12 protein-coding genes, 2 tRNA genes and 2 rRNA genes are annotated in these 17504 nt (G+C 65.2%); 13 read left to right on the forward strand and 3 right to left on the reverse strand.

Annotation, left to right across the window (positions count from 1 at the left end):
• Positions 1 to 4 precede the first annotated feature (4 nt).
• Positions 5 to 847: an S-formylglutathione hydrolase gene (gene fghA, locus VF329_03055; protein ID HEX7079977.1), complete on the reverse strand. Its 843-nt coding sequence runs from the start codon at positions 845 to 847 to the stop codon at positions 5 to 7.
• A 121-nt stretch (positions 848 to 968) separates the two neighbouring features.
• Between fghA and VF329_03060 the strand changes: the two genes are divergently transcribed.
• The 7 genes from VF329_03060 (at position 969) to ppx (ending at position 6987) form a co-directional block, all read left to right on the forward strand.
• A complete protein-coding gene (locus VF329_03060; GenBank protein HEX7079978.1) occupies positions 969 to 2057 on the forward strand; it encodes a prephenate dehydrogenase/arogenate dehydrogenase family protein in 1089 nt (362 codons plus the stop codon).
• Positions 2058 to 2147: 90 nt separating this feature from the next.
• Positions 2148 to 3230, forward strand: a complete 1083-nt coding sequence (locus VF329_03065) for a DUF484 family protein (protein HEX7079979.1) — start codon at positions 2148 to 2150, stop codon at positions 3228 to 3230.
• Between the two features lie 64 nt (positions 3231 to 3294).
• Positions 3295 to 3840, forward strand: coding sequence for an RNA pyrophosphohydrolase (locus VF329_03070; GenBank protein HEX7079980.1), 546 nt, complete (start codon positions 3295 to 3297; stop codon positions 3838 to 3840).
• An 82-nt stretch (positions 3841 to 3922) separates the two neighbouring features.
• Positions 3923 to 4627 (forward strand): DUF6776 family protein, encoded by a 705-nt coding sequence (locus tag VF329_03075; GenBank protein ID HEX7079981.1) that lies wholly within the window; start codon positions 3923 to 3925, stop codon positions 4625 to 4627.
• A 6-nt stretch (positions 4628 to 4633) separates the two neighbouring features.
• On the forward strand, positions 4634 to 5062 hold the full coding sequence (locus VF329_03080) for a polymer-forming cytoskeletal protein (GenBank protein ID HEX7079982.1): 429 nt from the start codon (positions 4634 to 4636) through the stop codon (positions 5060 to 5062).
• 4 nt (positions 5063 to 5066) lie between these two features.
• Positions 5067 to 5423 (forward strand): iron-sulfur cluster insertion protein ErpA, encoded by a 357-nt coding sequence (gene erpA, locus VF329_03085; GenBank protein HEX7079983.1) that lies wholly within the window; start codon positions 5067 to 5069, stop codon positions 5421 to 5423.
• A gap of 10 nt (positions 5424 to 5433) precedes the next feature.
• A complete protein-coding gene (gene ppx / locus VF329_03090) occupies positions 5434 to 6987 on the forward strand; it encodes an exopolyphosphatase (GenBank protein HEX7079984.1) in 1554 nt (517 codons plus the stop codon).
• Here ppx and ppk1 read toward each other — a convergent pair.
• Together ppk1 and VF329_03100 are read right to left on the reverse strand one after the other, a co-directional pair.
• On the reverse strand, positions 6966 to 9041 hold the full coding sequence (gene ppk1 / locus VF329_03095; protein HEX7079985.1) for a polyphosphate kinase 1: 2076 nt from the start codon (positions 9039 to 9041) through the stop codon (positions 6966 to 6968). The two genes, ppx and ppk1, sit on opposite strands and share 22 nt — an antisense overlap.
• 152 nt (positions 9042 to 9193) lie before the next feature.
• Positions 9194 to 10657 carry a peptidoglycan DD-metalloendopeptidase family protein gene (locus VF329_03100; protein HEX7079986.1) on the reverse strand — a complete coding sequence of 488 codons (1464 nt, stop codon included), beginning with the start codon at positions 10655 to 10657 and terminating at the stop codon, positions 9194 to 9196.
• Between the two features lie 226 nt (positions 10658 to 10883).
• Here VF329_03100 and tyrS point away from each other — a divergent pair, with 226 nt between their 5' ends.
• The 6 genes from tyrS to VF329_03130 all read left to right on the forward strand — a co-directional run.
• The gene (gene tyrS, locus VF329_03105) at positions 10884 to 12104 is read left to right on the forward strand and encodes a tyrosine--tRNA ligase (protein ID HEX7079987.1); all 1221 of its coding nucleotides are present in this window, start codon (positions 10884 to 10886) and stop codon (positions 12102 to 12104) included.
• Positions 12105 to 13079: 975 nt separating this feature from the next.
• A 16S ribosomal RNA gene (locus VF329_03110) occupies positions 13080 to 14615 on the forward strand.
• 157 nt (positions 14616 to 14772) lie between these two features.
• A tRNA-Ile gene (locus VF329_03115) sits at positions 14773 to 14849 on the forward strand.
• A 42-nt stretch (positions 14850 to 14891) separates the two neighbouring features.
• Positions 14892 to 14967 (forward strand) — tRNA-Ala (locus VF329_03120).
• Between the two features lie 294 nt (positions 14968 to 15261).
• Positions 15262 to 17351, forward strand: a 23S ribosomal RNA gene (locus tag VF329_03125).
• Together the 16S and 23S rRNA genes with 2 tRNA genes alongside form the textbook arrangement of a ribosomal RNA operon.
• A 12-nt stretch (positions 17352 to 17363) precedes the next feature.
• On the forward strand, positions 17364 to 17504 hold a 141-nt coding region (locus VF329_03130), incomplete at its 3' end, for an LAGLIDADG family homing endonuclease (protein HEX7079988.1).

The following is a 17504-nucleotide window of genomic DNA, read 5'->3' on the forward strand; positions in this document are numbered from 1 at the left end:
CGGCTCAAGCGAGCGCCTTCGCGTGAAACGCGAGATGCTCGCCGATGAACGTGCTGACGAAGTAGTAGCCGTGGTCGTAGCCGGCCCGCTCCCGGTACTCGAGCTTCTGGCCGGAGGCCGCGCAGGCCTCCTTCAGGTCGTTCGGGCGCAGGCGGTCGAGGAACGGGTCGGCGCCGCCCTGATCGACGAGCAGCGTGTGCCGGCTCGGCGACGAGCGAATCACGAGGCTCGCGTCCCATTCCTTCCACGCCTCGCGGTCGGGCCCGAGATAGGCCTCGAGCGCCGGCATGCCCCATTCCGACCGGCTCGCCGACGCGATCGGCGAGAAGGCCGAGATCGAACGGTATTTGTCCGCGTTCTTCGTGCCGATCAGGAGCGCGCCGTGCCCGCCCATCGAGTGGCCGCTGATCGACTTCCGGGCCGGATCGACCGGCAGGTGGCCGTTCACGAGCTCGACGAGCTCCTTCGCGACGTAGTCGTACATGCGGTAGTGCGCGGCCCACGGCTCGACGGTCGCGTTCACGTAGAAGCCGGCCGCGCTCCCGACGTCGATCCGCTCGTCCTCGCCGGGGATGTTGACGCCGCGGGGGCTCGTGTCCGGGATGATCAGCGCGAGCCCGAGCTCGGACGCATAGCGCTGCGCGCCGGACTTCACGCTGAAGTTCTCCTCGGTGCAGGTCAGGCCGGACAGCCAGTAGACCGCCGGGACGGGGCCGCGCTCGGCCGCGGGGGGGAGGTAGACCGCGAACTGCATCGTGCAGCGGCAGCTTTCGGACTGGTGGCGGTAGGTGCGCTGCCAACCGTCGAAACAGCGCGCTTCGCTGACTAGCTCCAGATGATGCGACATCCCTTCCTCCTCATCGGGTTGCGCCGCCGAAACAGCGTGTCGGACACCTTGTTGCCGGCCTGATCTTGCGTCGACCTCGGTTGCGCGGGTACAAACCCCGGACCCCAACCGGAGAACCCCGATGACGCTCGAAGAACTGCGGCGGCGGCTGTCCGAAGTGGACCGCGAGCTCGTCGAGCTGATCGCCGCGAGGCAGCGCATCGTCGCCGACATCGGCGTGCACAAGATCGAGCATGCCGTGCCCACGCGCGATTATGAGCGCGAGAAGGAAGTGTTGAAAGGCGCGCGCACGCGGGCCGCGGAGCTCGGCCTCGACCCGGACCTCGCCGAGGAGGTCATGCGCCTGTTGATCCGGTCGTCGCTGACGCAGCAGGAGCAGACGCGCGTCGCGGCGCACACGTCGGGCGCCGGCAAGCGCGTGCTCGTGATCGGCGGCGCCGGCAAGATGGGCGCGTGGTTCGCGCAGTTCCTCGCGTCGCAGGGCTTTGCGATCGAGCTCGCCGATCCGGCCGAGACCGAGCTGCCGTACCCGCGCATCGCCGACTGGCGGGACAGCGCGCTCGACCACGACATCATCATCGTCGCGACGCCGATCAAGATCGCGGCCCTCGTGCTCGCCGAGCTCGCCGAGCGCCGGCCGAAGGGCCTCGTGATGGACATCGGCTCGCTGAAGACGCCGCTGCGCGACGGGCTCGCGCGGCTCGTCGCGGCGGGCTGCCGGGTCACGTCGATCCATCCGATGTTCGGCCCGGATACGCGGCTCCTGTCGGGCCGCCACGTGATCTTCGTCGATCTCGGCGACGCGTCCGCGACCGCCCAGGCGCGGGAGCTCTTCTCGGCGACGATGGCCGAGCAGATCGAGATGAGCCTCGAGGAGCACGACCGCCTGATCGCGTTCGTGCTCGGCCTGTCGCACGCGCTGAATCTCGTGTTCTTCACGGCGCTCGCGAACAGCGGCGAGCTCGTGCCGCGCCTGCAGAAGCTTTCGAGCACGACGTTCGACGCGCAGCTCAAGGTCGCGGCGCTCGTCGCGAGGGACAATCCGCACCTCTATTTCGATATCCAGACGCTGAACGAGTACGGCGGCACGGCACTGAAGGCGCTGACGGAGGCCGCCGCGACGATCAGGCGGCTCGTCGAGACGCGGGACGAGGCGGGCTTCGTCGCGCTGATGGAGGCGGGGCGCCGTTATCTCGAGAATCGGGGCTGACGGCGCCGGCGTCGTACGGTCGGTCGCCGTGAGCGGATTCGGGCATCGACGTCGCGGCGGGGAGCCGCGCCGTCGCGCGAGGCACGGGGGATGAAGGGGCTCAAGCTCTCCGAGCTCGAGCGCCGAATCGAGCGGCTTGCCGACGAGGCGCGCAAGAACGAGGAGGCGTGGAAGCGCGCGCAGGCGCGCGAGATGGAGCTGCTCGAGGCCGACGATCTCGCAACGCTCCTGACGCGCGCGACGGACGGGCTGCGCGCCGGCTACAGCCTCGAGGCCGTGACGCTCCTGCTCGTCGACGAGGCGCACGAGCTGCGGCATCTCTTGATCGGCGAAGGCGCGAGCCCGGACGCGTTCCCCAATGTGCTCTTCGTCGACCGCCTGCCGGAATCGTTGCCGTTCGATGCCGCGGCGCCCCGTCCATGGCTCGGCGCGTTCGACCGGGAGCGGCACGGGCGCCTGTTTCCGGGGGCGGAGGGCCTGCGCAGCGTCGCGCTCGTGCCGCTCGCCCGCCGCGAGAAGCTCGTCGGCAGCGTGAACATGGGCAGCGCGAACCCGTCGCGGTTCACGCGCCGTCACGCGACGGATTTCCTGCATCACCTCGGCATCATGGCCGCGTTCGCGCTCGAGAACACGGCGAACCGCGCGCGCCTCGTCCGCAGCGTCCTGACCGATCCGCTGACCGGCTGGAGCAACCGCCGGTATCTCGAGGCCCGGCTCCGCGAGGAGATCGCGCGCTGCCGCCGGTCCGGCGCGCCGATGGCGTGCCTGATGATCGATGTCGATCACTTCAAGCGGGTCAACGACGGCTTCGGCCACCTGGTCGGCGACGACATCCTGCGAGGCGTCGCGGATCGGATCGCGCGCCAGGTGCGCGGCAGCGACGTGGCCGCGCGCTATGGCGGCGAAGAGTTCGTGATCCTGCTGCCCGGCACCGATGCGCACGCGGCCGCCGCGCTCGCGGAGCGGATCCGGGCGGCGGTCGCGGAGCAGCCGTTCGAGATCGGCGGCGGCCGCGAGCCGATCCCCGTCACGGTCTCCGTCGGGGTCGCCGAGCACGCGGCGGCGCCGGCCGGCGGGGACGCCGGCGAGGCCCTTCTCGCGCGCGCGGACGCCGCGCTGTACGCGGCGAAGTCGGGCGGCCGGAATATGGTCGTCGTGCAAAATGACGGCTAATATAATCATGCGGTTAAGAAGAACGGGAGCGACTCGCAGTCGGCCGCCGGCTGCGACCGGATCCATGGACTTCATCGACGAAGAGGGCTACCGCGCGAACGTCGGCATCATCCTGATGGACGGCGACGGTCACGTGCTGATCGCCGGCAGGCGCGGCCGAGGAGGATGGCAATTTCCGCAGGGAGGCGTTCGGCCCGACGAGAGCACGGAGTCCGCGATGTACCGCGAGCTGCGCGAGGAGGTGGGCCTCGGGCCGAACGACGTCGAGCTCGTCGGCCAGACCCGCGACTGGCTTCGCTACCGCCTGCCGCAGCGTTACGTCCGGCGTGAGCAGACGCCGCTCTGCGTCGGCCAGAAGCAGCGCTGGTTCCTGCTGCAGCTCAACTGCGACCCTGGCAGGCTCCGCTTCGACCTGACGGACGAGCCGGAATTCGATCGCTGCCGGTGGGTCGACTACTGGCGGCCGGTCAAGGAGGTCATCTACTTCAAGCGGCTCGTGTATGTCCGAGCACTCGCCGAGCTCGGTCCGCTCGCGTTCCCGCACAGCGGTCCTCCGGCGCCGCCGGCGTGGTGGCCGCGCCGCTGGCAGCGCGCGTGCGGGCTCGGTTGACCCGGCCAGTGAAGCGCGTCCCGTTTCCGGCGATCGGCCACTGCGACAATACGCGCGTGATGACGCTGGACGGCCGAGATCGATGAGACGCGCGCGCGCCTGGCTCGTCGGCCTCGCGACCGTGCTCGTGCTCGGAGCCGCCTACCTCGTGTTCGAGCTCGGCCGCTACGAGGCGGGCTACTCGCTGCTCGACCACCGTAACGAGGTCGAGCGGCTCCGCACCCGGGTCGGGGAGCAGGCGCAGCGGATCGAGGAGCTCGAGCGGGAGCTCGCGATGCTCGAGACGTCGAGCGAGATCGACCAGGAGACGTACGCGCAGCTCAAGGTGACGCTGACGGAGCTCGAAGCGAAGCTCCAGGCCCAGGAGGAGGAGCTCGCGTTCTATCGGGGCATCATCTCGCCGCCCGACGGCCAGCCCGGCCTGCGCGTGCAGAGCGTCGAGGTCGCGCCCGGCAACGGCGAGCAGCGCTACGTGCTGCGCATCGTGCTGATGCAGGCGATCGCGCAGAACCGCAAGGCGGCCGGCGTTGTAAGATTGAGCGTGTCGGGCAACCTGCACGGGGAGCCGCAGACGCTCGGTCTCGAGGAGTTGACCGGCGCGGCCGAGGTCGCCGAGCTCGAGTACGATTTCCGCTACTTTCAAGGGCTCGAGCAGGAGATCACGTTGCCCGACGGATTCGAGCCGCTCGACATCGAGGTCGAGGTACGGCCGTCGGAGCCGCGCGGAGAGCCGTTGACGCAAACGTTCGAGTGGGCGGCCGTGAGCGGCGTCGGCCCGGAGGAATGACTGCCGATGTTTGGTGGAAAGAAGCGCAGGCAGCCGGCCACGGGCACGCTGATCGGCGCGGAATCGCGGATCCAGGGCGACATCGAGTTCAAGGGCGGTCTGCACATCGACGGGTACGTCCGGGGTAACGTGATCTCGCTCGACGAGGAGCGGAGCATGCTGTCGATCAGCGAGCGAGGATGCGTCGAGGGCGTGGTCGCGGCGCCGCACGTGCGGCTGAACGGCACCGTGAAGGGCGACGTGAAGGCGACCGAGCGGGTCGAACTCGGTCCCCGGGCGAAGGTCATAGGGAACGTCCAGTACAAGTTGATCGAGATGGCGGTCGGCGCCGAGGTCAACGGCAAGCTGATCCACGAGAGCGAGCGCCGCGGCGAGTCGGTCGCCGAGCTCGACGAGACCGGGCCGGTCGGCTCGGTCAATCTGGTCGGAGAGTAGTCGAATGAGCGAACCGCGCATGGCGGGCAACGAGCCGCCGCTTCATTTCACCGACGCCGCCGCCGCGAAGGTCGGCCAGCTGATCGAGGCCGAGGGCAATCCGGACCTGAAGCTTCGCGTGTACATCCAGGGCGGCGGCTGCTCGGGGTTTCAGTACGGCTTCACGTTCGACGAGGAAGTGCAGGAAGGGGACACCGAGATCGAGAAGGCCGGCGTCACGCTGCTCGTCGATCCGATGAGCGTGCTGTACCTGCAGGGCGCCGAGATCGATTACAAGGAAGACCTTTCCGGCGCACAGTTCATCATCCGCAACCCGAACGCGACCACGACCTGCGGCTGCGGGTCGTCCTTCTCCGTCTGATCGGCGAGAGTTGCCGCGCGAGAGCGAGAAGCCCCGGGGCGACGATGCCGGCGTCATCGCCGCCGTCGACCTCGGGTCCAACAGCTTCCACATCGTCGTTGCCCGCGCGCACGACGGCGGGCTCGCGATCCTCGACAGGCTGCGCGAGATGGTGCGTCTCGCGTCGGGTCTCGACGCGCGCGGCAATCTCGACGCCGAGAGTCAGCGGCGCGCGCTCGCGTGCCTCAAGCGCTTCGGTCAGCGGCTGCGCGACATGGAGGCGCACCGCGTGCGCGTCGTCGGCACGAGCGCGCTGCGCCGCGCGAGGAACGCCGAGACGTTCCTCGCCGCCGCCGAGGACGCGCTCGGCGGCCACCCGGTCGAGGTGATCTCCGGCGTCGAGGAGGCGCGACTGATCTATCTCGGCGTCTCGCACTACGCGCCGAGCATCGACGGCTCGACGCTCGTCGTCGACATCGGCGGCGGCAGCACCGAGCTGATCATCGGCGAAGGGTACGAGCCGCGGCAGCTCGAGAGCCTTTCGGTCGGCTGCGTGGACCTGTCCCGGCAATTCTTCGGGGACGGGAAGCTCGGCCGCCGGCGCTTCGCGCGGGCGCGGCTCGAGGTGCAGCTCGAGCTCCGCTCGGTGCGCGAGCCGTTCCGGCGCGCGGGGTGGTCCCGGGCGATCGGCTCGTCCGGCACGGTCAAGGCGGCGGCGGAGATCGCGCGCGAGCTCGGCCTCGTCGACGGCGGCGTGTCGCTCGCCGCGATCGAAGCGATCATCGAGCGGATGATCGACGCCGGCCGCGTCGCGGACCTCGATCTTCCCGGGCTCGGCGCCGAGCGCGCGCCGGTCTTCCCCGGCGGCATCGTGATTCTCGCCGAGGTGATGGCGGGCCTCGGGCTCGAGCATCTCGACGCGAGCGAAGGCGCGCTGCGCGAGGGGCTGCTCTACGACATGCTCGGCCGCCTGCGCGACGAGGACGCGCGCGAGCGCTCGGTGCGCGACATGCAGCGCCGCTATCACGTCGACGTCGAGCAGGGCGCGCGCGTCGAGAAGACGGTCGACGTGCTGCTCGAGCACGTCGAGGCGGCGTGGGGGCTCGACGACCCGCGCTGCCGGCAGCTCCTCGGCTGGGCGGCTCGCCTGCACGAGGTCGGTCTCGACATCGCGCATTCGAAGTACCACCAGCACAGCGGTTACCTGCTCGCGCATGCGGACATGCCGGGCTTCGGCCGGCTCGAGCAGCAGCTCCTGGCCGCGCTCGTCGCGACCCACCGACGCAAGCTCGACGAGTCGATCGTCGAGCGGCTGCCGGCTGCCTGGCGCGTGCCGGCGGAGCGAATGATCGTGCTGCTCAGGCTCGCCGTGCTGCTGAACCGCGGGCGCGGGCCGCTCGATCTGCCGCCGCTCGATATCGAAGTCGCCGAACGATCGCTCGCGCTGCGCTTCCCTCGGGAGTGGCTTACCGCGAACCCGCTGACGCACGCCGATCTCGAGCAGGAGCGGCGCTGGCTCGGCGCGGTCGGCTTCGAGCTGTCGTTCGGCCCGGACGCGCCGCGCTACGAGGCTTCGGCGAGCTGACCGAGCAGCCGGGCCTGCGCGGAGACCGGCGGGTCTTCGGCGCCCGCGCGGACGAGCGTGTAGCCGCCGTCGGGCTCGAGCGTCCACGCCTGCGTGTTGTCGGCGAGGTAGAGCTCGAGATCCGCGATCAGCCGCGACTTGAGACCGGGATCGAGGATCGGATACATGACCTCGATGCGCCGGAAGAAGTTGCGGTCCATCCAGTCGGCGCTCGCGCAGTAGACCTCCTCCTGGCCGCCGTTGCGGAAGTAGTAGCAGCGCGAGTGCTCGAGGAATCGGCCGATGATCGAGCGCACGCGGATGTTCTCGGACACGCCGGGCAGGCCCGGACGCAGGCAGCAGATGCCGCGCACGATCAGGTCGATCTCGACGCCCGCGATGGACGCCTCGTAGAGCGCGCGGATCACCTCGGGCTCGACGACCGCGTTCAGCTTCGCGACGATCCGCCCGCGCCGGCCGCTCGCCGCGTGCTGCATCTCGCGGCGGATCAGCGACAGGAGCCGCGCGTGCAGGTTGAACGGCGACTGCGACAGGAGCTTCAACTCCTGCGTCTTCATCAGGCTCGTGAGCTGCATGAAGACCTGATGCACGTCCTCGCCGAGCTGCTCGTTCGCGGTCAGGAGGCCGTAGTCCGTGTAGGCCCGCGCCGTGCGCGGATGGTAGTTGCCGGTGCCCAAATGCACGTAGCGGCGCAGCCGGCCCCGCTCCCTGCGCACGACGAGCGTCATCTTGCAGTGCGTCTTGTAGCCGACGACGCCGTAGACGACGTGCGCCCCCGCCTCCTGCAGCTTGCTCGCGAGCGCGATGTTCGCCGCCTCGTCGAAGCGCGCCCTGAGCTCGATCAGCACCGTGACTTCCTTACCCGCCTTCGCGGCCGACACGAGGCTCTCGACGAGCGTCGAGTCGGGCGTCGTCCGGTACAGCGTGCTCTTGATCGCGAGCACGTCGGGATCCTGCGCGGCGCGGTAGTAGAAATCCGCGACGGGCGAGAACGACTCGTAGGGGTGATGCAGCAGCACGTCGCGCTTCGCGATCGCGTCGAAGATGCTCGTGTTCACGAGCTGCTTCGGCAGACCCGGCGTGAACGGGGGGTACTTCAGGTCGTCCCGGTCCACGAGGTCGTAGACGGCGAGCAGGCGGTTCAGATTGACCGGTCCCGGGACGCGGTAGAGGTCCTGCGCCGACAGCTGGAAATGGTTCAGCAGGTAGTCCGCGAGCTCGTCCGTGCAGTCGTGCGCGGTCTCGAGGCGCACCGCGGCGCCGTAGCGGCTCTCGAACAGCTCGCCTTCGAGCGCGCGCATCAGGTCGTCGACGTCCTCGTCGTCGACGTAGAGGTCGCTGTTGCGCGTGACCCGGAACTGGTAGCAGCCGTCGATCTCCATGCCCGCGAAGAGCCGATCGACGAACGCGTGGATCACGGACGACAGGAAGACGAAATGCGACTCGCCGGACTCGACGAGCTCCGCCGGAAGCTGGATCAGCCTCGGCAGCGAGCGCGGCGCCTGGACGATGGCGCGGTGAACGGGGCGTCCGAACGCGTCGCGGCCGTGCAGGCTCACGATGAAGTTCAGGCTCTTGTTCAGGATGCGCGGGATCGGCCGGGTCGGGTCGAGCGTCGTCGGGCTCAGCACCGGCACGATCTCCTCGCGAAAGAGCCGCTCGAGCCACTCGCGCTGCGCGTCGCTCCATTCGTCGCGGCGCACGAAGCGGATGCCCTCCGCCTTGAGCGCGGGAATGAGCTCCTCGTTGAGCACGCGGTACTGCTCGTTCACGAGGCCGGCGGTCTTCTCGGCGATCCTGCGCAGCACCTCTGCGGGACCGAGGTTGTCGGGGCCCGCCGGCGCCGCGCTGACCTCGATCCGCTGCTTGAGGCCCGCGACGCGGATCTCGAAGAACTCGTCGAGGTTCGTCGACGAGATGCAGAGAAACTTCAGCCGCTCGAGCAGCGGGACACGCGCGTCCTTGGCCTGCTCGAGGACGCGGAGGTTGAACTCGAGCTGCGACAACTCGCGGTTGATGTAGTAGTCGGGCAGCTTGAGGTTCGGAGCGTCCATCGTCGTGCGGCGCCGGCTTCCTCGCCGGCTCGGATCGGCATCGGTCCAATCAGCGCCTTGAGTCCGCGCCTGTCGCGGCGCGGCCCGCCGTTCCGAGCGATGCTACCTGCCGCGCATGCACGTTCCGCGGCGGCGGTCACGTTCGGGCGGCGTCAGTCCGTCGCCACGTCAGCGTAGCGCGGCCCGGACGCCTGCTCCAGGCGCTCCCACAGCACGGCAACCTTCGCCTCGAAGTCCGCACGGGAGCTTTCCGGGACCGGATCGGCCGGCGGCAGCGGCACCGTGCGCGGATTGCGGTGCACGCCGTCGACGCGATACTCGTAGTGCAGATGCGGGCCCGTCGCGAGGCCCGTCGCGCCTACGTAGCCGATGATGTCTCCCTGCTTCACGCGGCTCCCGACCCTGAACTGGCCGAAGCGCGACAGGTGCGCGTACAGCGTCGTGATGTTGCCGCCGTGCTGCAGCGTGATGCTGTTGCCGTAGCCGCCGTTCGGGCCGCGCTGAATGACCTTGCCGTCGCCGGCCGCCTTGACCGGGGTACCCGTCGGCGCCGCGTAGTCGACGCCCTTGTGCGCGCGGATCGTGTTCAGGACCGGATGGCGCCGATTCAGGTCGAAGTTCGAGCTGATGCGCGTGAAGTCGACCGGTGCGCGGAGGAACGCCTTGCGGACGCTGCGGCCGTCCGGCGTGAAGTAGTCCGTGCGGCCCGTGTCGTCCGTGTAGCGCGCCGCGCGATAGACCTTCCCTTGGTTGACGAACTCGGCGGCGATGATTGGGCCGTCGCCGAGCTTCTCGCCGTCCCGGTAGTGCTCCTCGTAGATGACGGTGAAGGTGTCGCCGACGCGCGGATCGAGGATGAAATCGATGTCCCATTGAAAGATGCCGGCCATCGTCATCGTCAGCGAGTCGGACATGCCGGCCGCCGTCCCGGCCTCGAACAGCGACGTGCGAATCTCTCCGTGCGCGATCCGCTCCTTGACCTCGACCGGCAGCTCGATCGTCTTCGCGTCGAACCCGGTCTCTGCGCGCTCGATCGTGAGCAGGTGAGCGCGGTCGATCGGCCGGACCATCGACAGGACCTCGCCGCCGCGATGCTCGACCCGGATCGTATCCCCGGGGCGCAGCAGCCTCAGATGCTCGGCGACGTCGCGGAGGCTGACCATCGCCGCGAGGTCCGTGAGGCTCAGGCCGTTGCGGCGGAAGAGCCGCTCGAGCGTGTCGCCGGGCTTCACGACGAGCTCGAGCACGGATGCGGCGGCGTCCTCGAGCAGCGCCCGCGCCGCCGATCCGGAGCGGCTCTCGACGGGATTGGGCGGCAGCGTCAGCAGCTCGTTCGCGGTGCTGGCCGGCTGCGCGACGACGGCGCTCTCGTGAAGCACGTCGAGGCGCGGCGGGATGTCGACGGCGAGGTCGGTCAGCGAGTGGCGTGCGTCCGCTTCGCTTGCGGCAGGGACTTTCGATTCGTTGCGCTCGCTCAGCAGGAGCAGCGAGACCGCGACCAGCGGCAGCGACAGGCCGAGCAGGAACAGCCTCAGTCGACGCTCGCGACGCTGCGCCGGTGGAGCGAGGTAAAGATCCTTATAGTCGTGGCGAACGCCACTCTTGTACGGCTTCACCGGCCACCTTATGTTGAAATGGATATTAATGTACCTGCTTCCGAATCCGAGGGTCAAAGGCCGAAGAGGCCGTTCCCGAACGCGGGCGAGCGGGCGAGATCGAAGCATCGGGCTGCATGAGCGCGATGAGCGCCGCCGGGCGCCGCGTCGACGCTTCGCGGCGGTTCGACTATGCTTCGCGCCGCTTCGCGTTCCGCAAGCGTAACATCACGGACGGTGGCTCGAGGTGGAATCCGTCGCAGAACAGCTCGCCGAGTTGCGGCGAGGCGCCGAAGAGATCCTGATCGAATCAGAGCTCGCGGAGCGGCTCGCCGAAGGGCGTCCGCTGCGGGTCAAGGCGGGCTTCGACCCGACCGCTCCTGACCTGCATCTCGGCCATACCGTGCTGCTCAACAAGATGCGCCGATTCCAGGAGTACGGGCACGACGTCATCTTCCTGATCGGCGACTTTACCGGGATGATCGGCGACCCGAGCGGCAAGTCCGCGACGCGGCCGCCGCTCACGCGCGAAGAGGTCGAGGCCAATGCGAAGACCTATGCAGAGCAGGTCTACAAGATCCTCGACCCGGTGCGCACGCGCCTCGAGCTGAACTCGCGCTGGATGGGCAAGATGGACGCCGTCGGGCTCATCGAGCTCGCGGCGAAGTACACCGTCGCGCGCATGCTCGAGCGCGACGACTTCAAGAAGCGCTACGAGAGCGGCCGCCCGATCTCGATCCACGAGTTCCTGTATCCGCTCGTGCAGGGGTACGACTCGGTCGCGCTCAACGCGGACGTCGAGCTCGGCGGCACTGATCAGAAGTTCAATCTGCTCGTCGGCCGGCATCTGCAGCAGGCGTACGGGCAGAAGCCGCAGATCGTCCTGACGATGCCGCTCCTCGAGGGGCTCGACGGCGTGAACAAGATGTCGAAATCGCTCGGCAACTACGTCGGCATCACAGATCCCCCGGACGAGATGTTCGGCAAGCTGATGAGCATCTCGGACGAGCTGATGTGGCGATACTTCGACTTGCTCAGCTTCCGGCCGTTGCAGGAGATCGAACGGTTGCGCGCGGAAGTGCGGCAGGGACGCAATCCGCGCGACGTCAAGGTGCTTCTGGCGAAGGAAATCGTCGAGCGGTTCCATGACGCGGAGAGCGCCGAGCGGGCGCACCGGCGGTTCGACGAGGTGCATCGAAACCGTACGGTTCCGGATGATCTCGTCCTCGAGAAGCTCGTGATCGACGGCGGCGAGCTCGGGATCGCGCACGTGCTGAAGCGGGCGGGCCTCGCGTCGAGCACGTCCGAGGCGTTCCGGCTCATCGACCAGGGCGCGGTCCGGTTCGACGGCGAGCGGGTCGGCGATCGCACGCTCGCCGTGCGGGCGGGCGAGGCGCATCTCTACCAGGTCGGCAAGCGGCGGTTCGCGCGCATCGAGCTCGTCTCGGCCGCCGACGAGGCCGGCTAACAGTCAGAGCCCTTTTTTCCTGGAGGAGGGAATTGGGGTCAGAGCCCTTTTTTCCCTGGGAAGCGGCAGAGCCCTTCCCCTGGGAAAACTAGGGCGGGCAGAGCCCCCTTTCCCTGGGGAAACTCGGGGTCAAAGCTTTTTCCCCTCCTGCGTCGCGACCTCTCCCGCTTGCGCGAAATGATTCTGAGGTCAGCGTGGTGAGAGCCCGTTTCCCCGAGCCCCTTTCCCTGTTGAGGAGGGGATTGGGGTCAGAGCGCTTTTCCCAGGGAAACGGCGGAGCCCTTTTCCCCTGGGTCAACACGGGGTCAAAGCCATTTCCCCTGCTGCGTCGCGACCTCTCCCGCTGCAAGAAAAGACTCTGAGGTCAGCGTGACGAGAGCCCGTTTCCCCGAGCCCCTTTCCCTCCTGCGCCGGAAGGCAGTTACGGCCCGGTATCGGTCGCAGGGAACGCGATCGGTCGGACGGAAAAGGGCTCTGACCCCCAATCTTCCCCTCGCCGCCGTGATGCGCGAAAAACGCCCCGAGCATGCCGGAACTTCCTCGGCCGACGGTCGTCAAAAGGCCCGGTTCCGAGGGAAGGGTCTCGCAAAGGCGCCGCGCGCCGAGGCGGGGCCGGCGGAACCGGAGACCCAGGGACGGGTCGAATCTCCGCCGTCGCCGGGGCCGCCGCGAGGCGCCGGAGGACGGCATGGGAGGACAACGAAGATCCCCTCTTGCGTCCGGTGCGGCAGCGCTTATAATGCCGCGCCTCCTGACCAGCGTTCGTAACGATGACGTGACGGCGCTTGCAGGAAACCAGAAGTCCGAATAGACTTTTGCGTCTGCCCGGGAAGCCTTCCGGGTCGCTCTTTAACAAATCAATCTCAAGCAACTTGTGTGGGCGCTCGCAAGAGCAAAAGTGCCAGAGCCCGCGCGAGGCGGCGCTTCGGCGTCGAATCGTGCCGGCTCGAAAAAGCTCACAAGTCTTTACGTTTTAAAGTGAAGAGTTTGATCCTGGCTCAGATTGAACGCTGGCGGCATGCCTAACACATGCAAGTCGAACGGTAACAGGCCCTTCGGGGTGCTGACGAGTGGCGAACGGGTGAGTAATACGTAGGAATCTACCCAGTAGTGGGGGATAACCCGGGGAAACTCGGGCTAATACCGCATACGCTCTACGGAGGAAAGCGGGGGACCGAAAGGCCTCGCGCTATTGGATGAGCCTACGTCGGATTAGCTTGTTGGTGAGGTAACGGCTCACCAAGGCGACGATCCGTAGCTGGTCTGAGAGGACGATCAGCCACACTGGGACTGAGACACGGCCCAGACTCCTACGGGAGGCAGCAGTGGGGAATATTGGACAATGGGCGAAAGCCTGATCCAGCAATGCCGCGTGTGTGAAGAAGGCCTGCGGGTTGTAAAGCACTTTCAGCAGGGAAGAAAAGCCTGGCGCTAATACCGCCGGGTCTTGACGTCACCTGCAGAAGAAGCACCGGCTAACTCCGTGCCAGCAGCCGCGGTAATACGGAGGGTGCAAGCGTTAATCGGAATTACTGGGCGTAAAGCGCGCGTAGGCGGTTTGGTAAGTCGGATGTGAAAGCCCCGGGCTTAACCTGGGAATTGCATTCGATACTGCCTGACTCGAGTATGGTAGAGGGAAGTGGAATTTCCGGTGTAGCGGTGAAATGCGTAGATATCGGAAGGAACACCAGTGGCGAAGGCGACTTCCTGGGCCAATACTGACGCTGAGGCGCGAAAGCGTGGGGAGCAAACAGGATTAGATACCCTGGTAGTCCACGCCGTAAACGATGAGAACTAGATGTCGCGAGGGTTTGCCTCGTGGTGTCGCAGCTAACGCGTTAAGTTCTCCGCCTGGGGAGTACGCCGGCAACGGTAAAACTCAAAGGAATTGACGGGGACCCGCACAAGCGGTGGAGCATGTGGTTTAATTCGATGCAACGCGAAGAACCTTACCTGCCCTTGACATGTCCGGAACCCTGCAGAGATGCGGGGGTGCCTTCGGGAGCCGGAACACAGGTGCTGCATGGCTGTCGTCAGCTCGTGTCGTGAGATGTTGGGTTAAGTCCCGCAACGAGCGCAACCCTTGTCCCTAGTTGCCAGCGGTTCGGCCGGGAACTCTAGGGAGACTGCCGGTGACAAACCGGAGGAAGGTGGGGATGACGTCAAGTCATCATGGCCCTTATGGGCAGGGCTACACACGTGCTACAATGGCAAATACAAAGGGTTGCGAACTCGCGAGAGCCGGCCAATCCCGTAAAGTTTGTCGTAGTCCGGATCGGAGTCTGCAACTCGACTCCGTGAAGTCGGAATCGCTAGTAATCGCGAATCAGAATGTCGCGGTGAATACGTTCCCGGGTCTTGTACACACCGCCCGTCACACCATGGAAGTTGGTTGCACCAGAAGTAGGTAGCTTAACCTTCGGGAGGGCGCTTACCACGGTGTGGCTAATGACTGGGGTGAAGTCGTAACAAGGTAGCCGTACGGGAACGTGCGGCTGGATCACCTCCTTTAAAGAGCCTCTAAAGAAAGAGGGACGCCTCGAGCAATCGAAGGCGCGAGTGCCCGCACAAGTTATCTGATCGAATTCAGCAGCCCTGGACTTCTGCCGGATCGTGGTTGACCACGGTCGGGCTTCGCTCGTCGAGCTGCGGGGCACCGCACATCTCCGGGTCTGTAGCTCAGTTGGTTAGAGCGCACCCCTGATAAGGGTGAGGTCGGAAGTTCAAATCTTCCCAGACCCACCAGAACTTGCGCGGTGCGTTCGCCGGCCAATGGTTACCGGAAATGGGGCCATAGCTCAGCTGGGAGAGCGCCTGCTTTGCAAGCAGGAGGTCGTCGGTTCGATCCCGTCTGGCTCCACCAGCATTTCGCACCGGCTGCTCAAGAGTCTGCAACGGAAAGGAGCACGTTTCCTTTGCGGATTTTCGTTCTTTAACAATCTGGAAATATTTCTGACGTCTTGACCGGGTCAATTTTTTATTGACTCGAATCAAGTGTCGCATTTGCACAAGTGTCGCATTGACCGCCCGGCGTTCGCGCCGGGTGACGGTGGCCACGAGCTCGCCTGTACAAAAGGAGGCGAGGGAACGGCGCCGGCCCATTCGGCCTTCGGGTCGGAGCTTTCGACGGTTCAGTCGGGAGTGTTTTGGGTTATATGGTCAAGTGAACAAGCGCACATGGTGGATGCCTAGGCAGTAAGAGGCGATGAAGGACGTTGTAGTCTGCGATAAGCCACGGAGAGCTGACAAACAAGCATTGACCCGTGGATTTCCGAATGGGGAAACCCACTCCGCTTGCGGAGTATCCGTAGCTGAATACATAGGCTGCGGAAGCGAACCCGGTGAACTGAAACATCTAAGTAGCCGGAGGAAAAGAAATCAACCGAGATTCCCTGAGTAGCGGCGAGCGAAAGGGGACCAGCCCAGTTGCCATCAATCTGAGGACCCTAGTGGAACGTTCTGGAAAGTTCGGCCACAGACGGTGATAGCCCCGTACACGAAAGGTGAATCAGAGGAGCAACGAAGAGTAGGGCGGGGCACGAGAAACCCTGTCTGAACATGGGGGGACCATCCTCCAAGGCTAAATACTCCTTACTGACCGATAGTGAACCAGTACCGTGAGGGAAAGGCGAAAAGAACCCCGGAGAGGGGAGTGAAATAGAACCTGAAACCGTGTGCGTACAAGCAGTCGGAGCCTCGTTTCGACGGGGTGACGGCGTACCTTTTGTATAATGGGTCAGCGAGTTGCTTTCAGTTGCAAGCTTAACCAGGTAGGGAAGGCGTAGGGAAACCGAGTCCGAACAGGGCGATACAGTAGCTGGGAGCAGACCCGAAACCGGACGATCTATCCATGTCCAGGGTGAAGGCAGGGTAATACCTGCTGGAGGCCCGAACCGGGAACTGTTGAAAAAGTTTCGGATGAGGTGTGGATAGGAGTGAAAGGCTAATCAAGTCCGGAGATAGCTGGTTCTCCTCGAAAGCTATTTAGGTAGCGCCTCGTGTATCACCACCGGGGGTAGAGCACTGTTTCGGCTAGGGGGCCATCCCGGCTTACCAAACCGATGCAAACTCCGAATACCGGTGAGTGCAATCACGGGAGACACACGGCGGGTGCTAACGTCCGTCGTGGAAAGGGAAACAACCCAGACCGCCAGCTAAGGTCCCAAAATCAAAGCTAAGTGGGAAACGAAGTGGGAAGGTACAGACAGCCAGGAAGTTGGCTTAGAAGCAGCCATCCTTTAAAGAAAGCGTAATAGCTCACTGGTCTAATCGGCCCGCGCGGAAGATTCAACGGGGCTCAAGCTTTGTACCGAAGCTGCGGATGCATGCTTGCATGCATGGTAGAGGAGCGTTCTGTAAGCCTGCGAAGGCGCGTCGTGAGGCACGCTGGAGGTATCAGAAGTGCGAATGCTGACATGAGTAACGATAATGCGGGCGAAAAACCCGCACGCCGAAAACCCAAGGTTTCCTGCGCAACGTTAATCGGCGCAGGGTGAGTCGGCCCCTAAGGCGAGACCGAGAGGTGTAGTCGATGGGAAACTGGTTAATATTCCAGTACTTCGTGTTACTGCGATGAGGGGACGGAGAAGGCTAGGTCTACCGGGTGTTGGTTGTCCCGGGGAAAGCAAGTAGGCAGAGAGCTCAGGCAAATCCGGGCTCTCATATGTCGAGATGCGAGACCACCGGCCTTTGTGCCGGGAAGTGGCCGATGCCATGCTTCCAGGAAAAGCCTCTAAGCTTCAGGTAACACGGAACCGTACCGTAAACCGACACAGGTGGGTGGGGAGAGAATCCCAAGGCGCTTGAGACAACTCTGGTGAAGGAACTAGGCAAATTGGTACCGTAACTTCGGGAGAAGGTACGCCCTTGCCGGTGAAGAGACTTGCTCTCGGAGCTGGTGGGGGTCGAAGTGACCAGGTGGCTGCGACTGTTTACTAAAAACACAGCACTCTGCAAACACGAAAGTGGAAGTATAGGGTGTGACGCCTGCCCGGTGCCGGAAGGTTAATTGATGGGGTTAGCTTCGGCGAAGCTCCTGATCGAAGCCCCGGTAAACGGCGGCCGTAACTATAACGGTCCTAAGGTTAACTATCGCTAGCCTTAGTAAAACCAAGCCATATGCGGGAAACTCCTCCAAAACTTCTCAGTACTCGTCGATCGAAAGATCGGCAGTAAAAATCTGGAAGTCATGGGGACAATCCGCAGGGAAGACTTAGTAGCACTAAGAACCCTCAGAGACTTTACGCTTGGAAGCTATCGATGAAACTCGACGCTCAATGGATCACAGGCTTCGTGGACGGTGAAGGTTGTTTCCACGTGGGTATCAACCCCCACAAGGAAATGACTGCCGGTTTTCAGGTATTACCGGAATTCACCGTTGTGCAACACGAGCGCGATGTG

The sequence above is a fragment of the Gammaproteobacteria bacterium genome, assembly GCA_036381015.1.
Lineage (GTDB): Bacteria > Pseudomonadota > Gammaproteobacteria > Steroidobacterales > Rariloculaceae > ZC4RG20.

What these genes read in the sequence shown, in the direction of transcription:
- fghA (HEX7079977.1), bottom strand. Translation starts at nt 847, where the DNA reads ATGTCGCATCATCTGGAGCTAGTCAGCGAAGCGCGCTGTTTCGACGGT.
- VF329_03060 (HEX7079978.1), top strand. Translation starts at nt 969, where the DNA reads ATGACGCTCGAAGAACTGCGGCGGCGGCTGTCCGAAGTGGACCGCGAG.
- VF329_03065 (HEX7079979.1), top strand. Translation starts at nt 2,148, where the DNA reads ATGAAGGGGCTCAAGCTCTCCGAGCTCGAGCGCCGAATCGAGCGGCTT.
- VF329_03070 (HEX7079980.1), top strand. Translation starts at nt 3,295, where the DNA reads ATGGACTTCATCGACGAAGAGGGCTACCGCGCGAACGTCGGCATCATC.
- VF329_03075 (HEX7079981.1), top strand. Translation starts at nt 3,923, where the DNA reads ATGAGACGCGCGCGCGCCTGGCTCGTCGGCCTCGCGACCGTGCTCGTG.
- VF329_03080 (HEX7079982.1), top strand. Translation starts at nt 4,634, where the DNA reads ATGTTTGGTGGAAAGAAGCGCAGGCAGCCGGCCACGGGCACGCTGATC.
- erpA (HEX7079983.1), top strand. Translation starts at nt 5,067, where the DNA reads ATGAGCGAACCGCGCATGGCGGGCAACGAGCCGCCGCTTCATTTCACC.
- ppk1 (HEX7079985.1), bottom strand. Translation starts at nt 9,041, where the DNA reads ATGGACGCTCCGAACCTCAAGCTGCCCGACTACTACATCAACCGCGAG.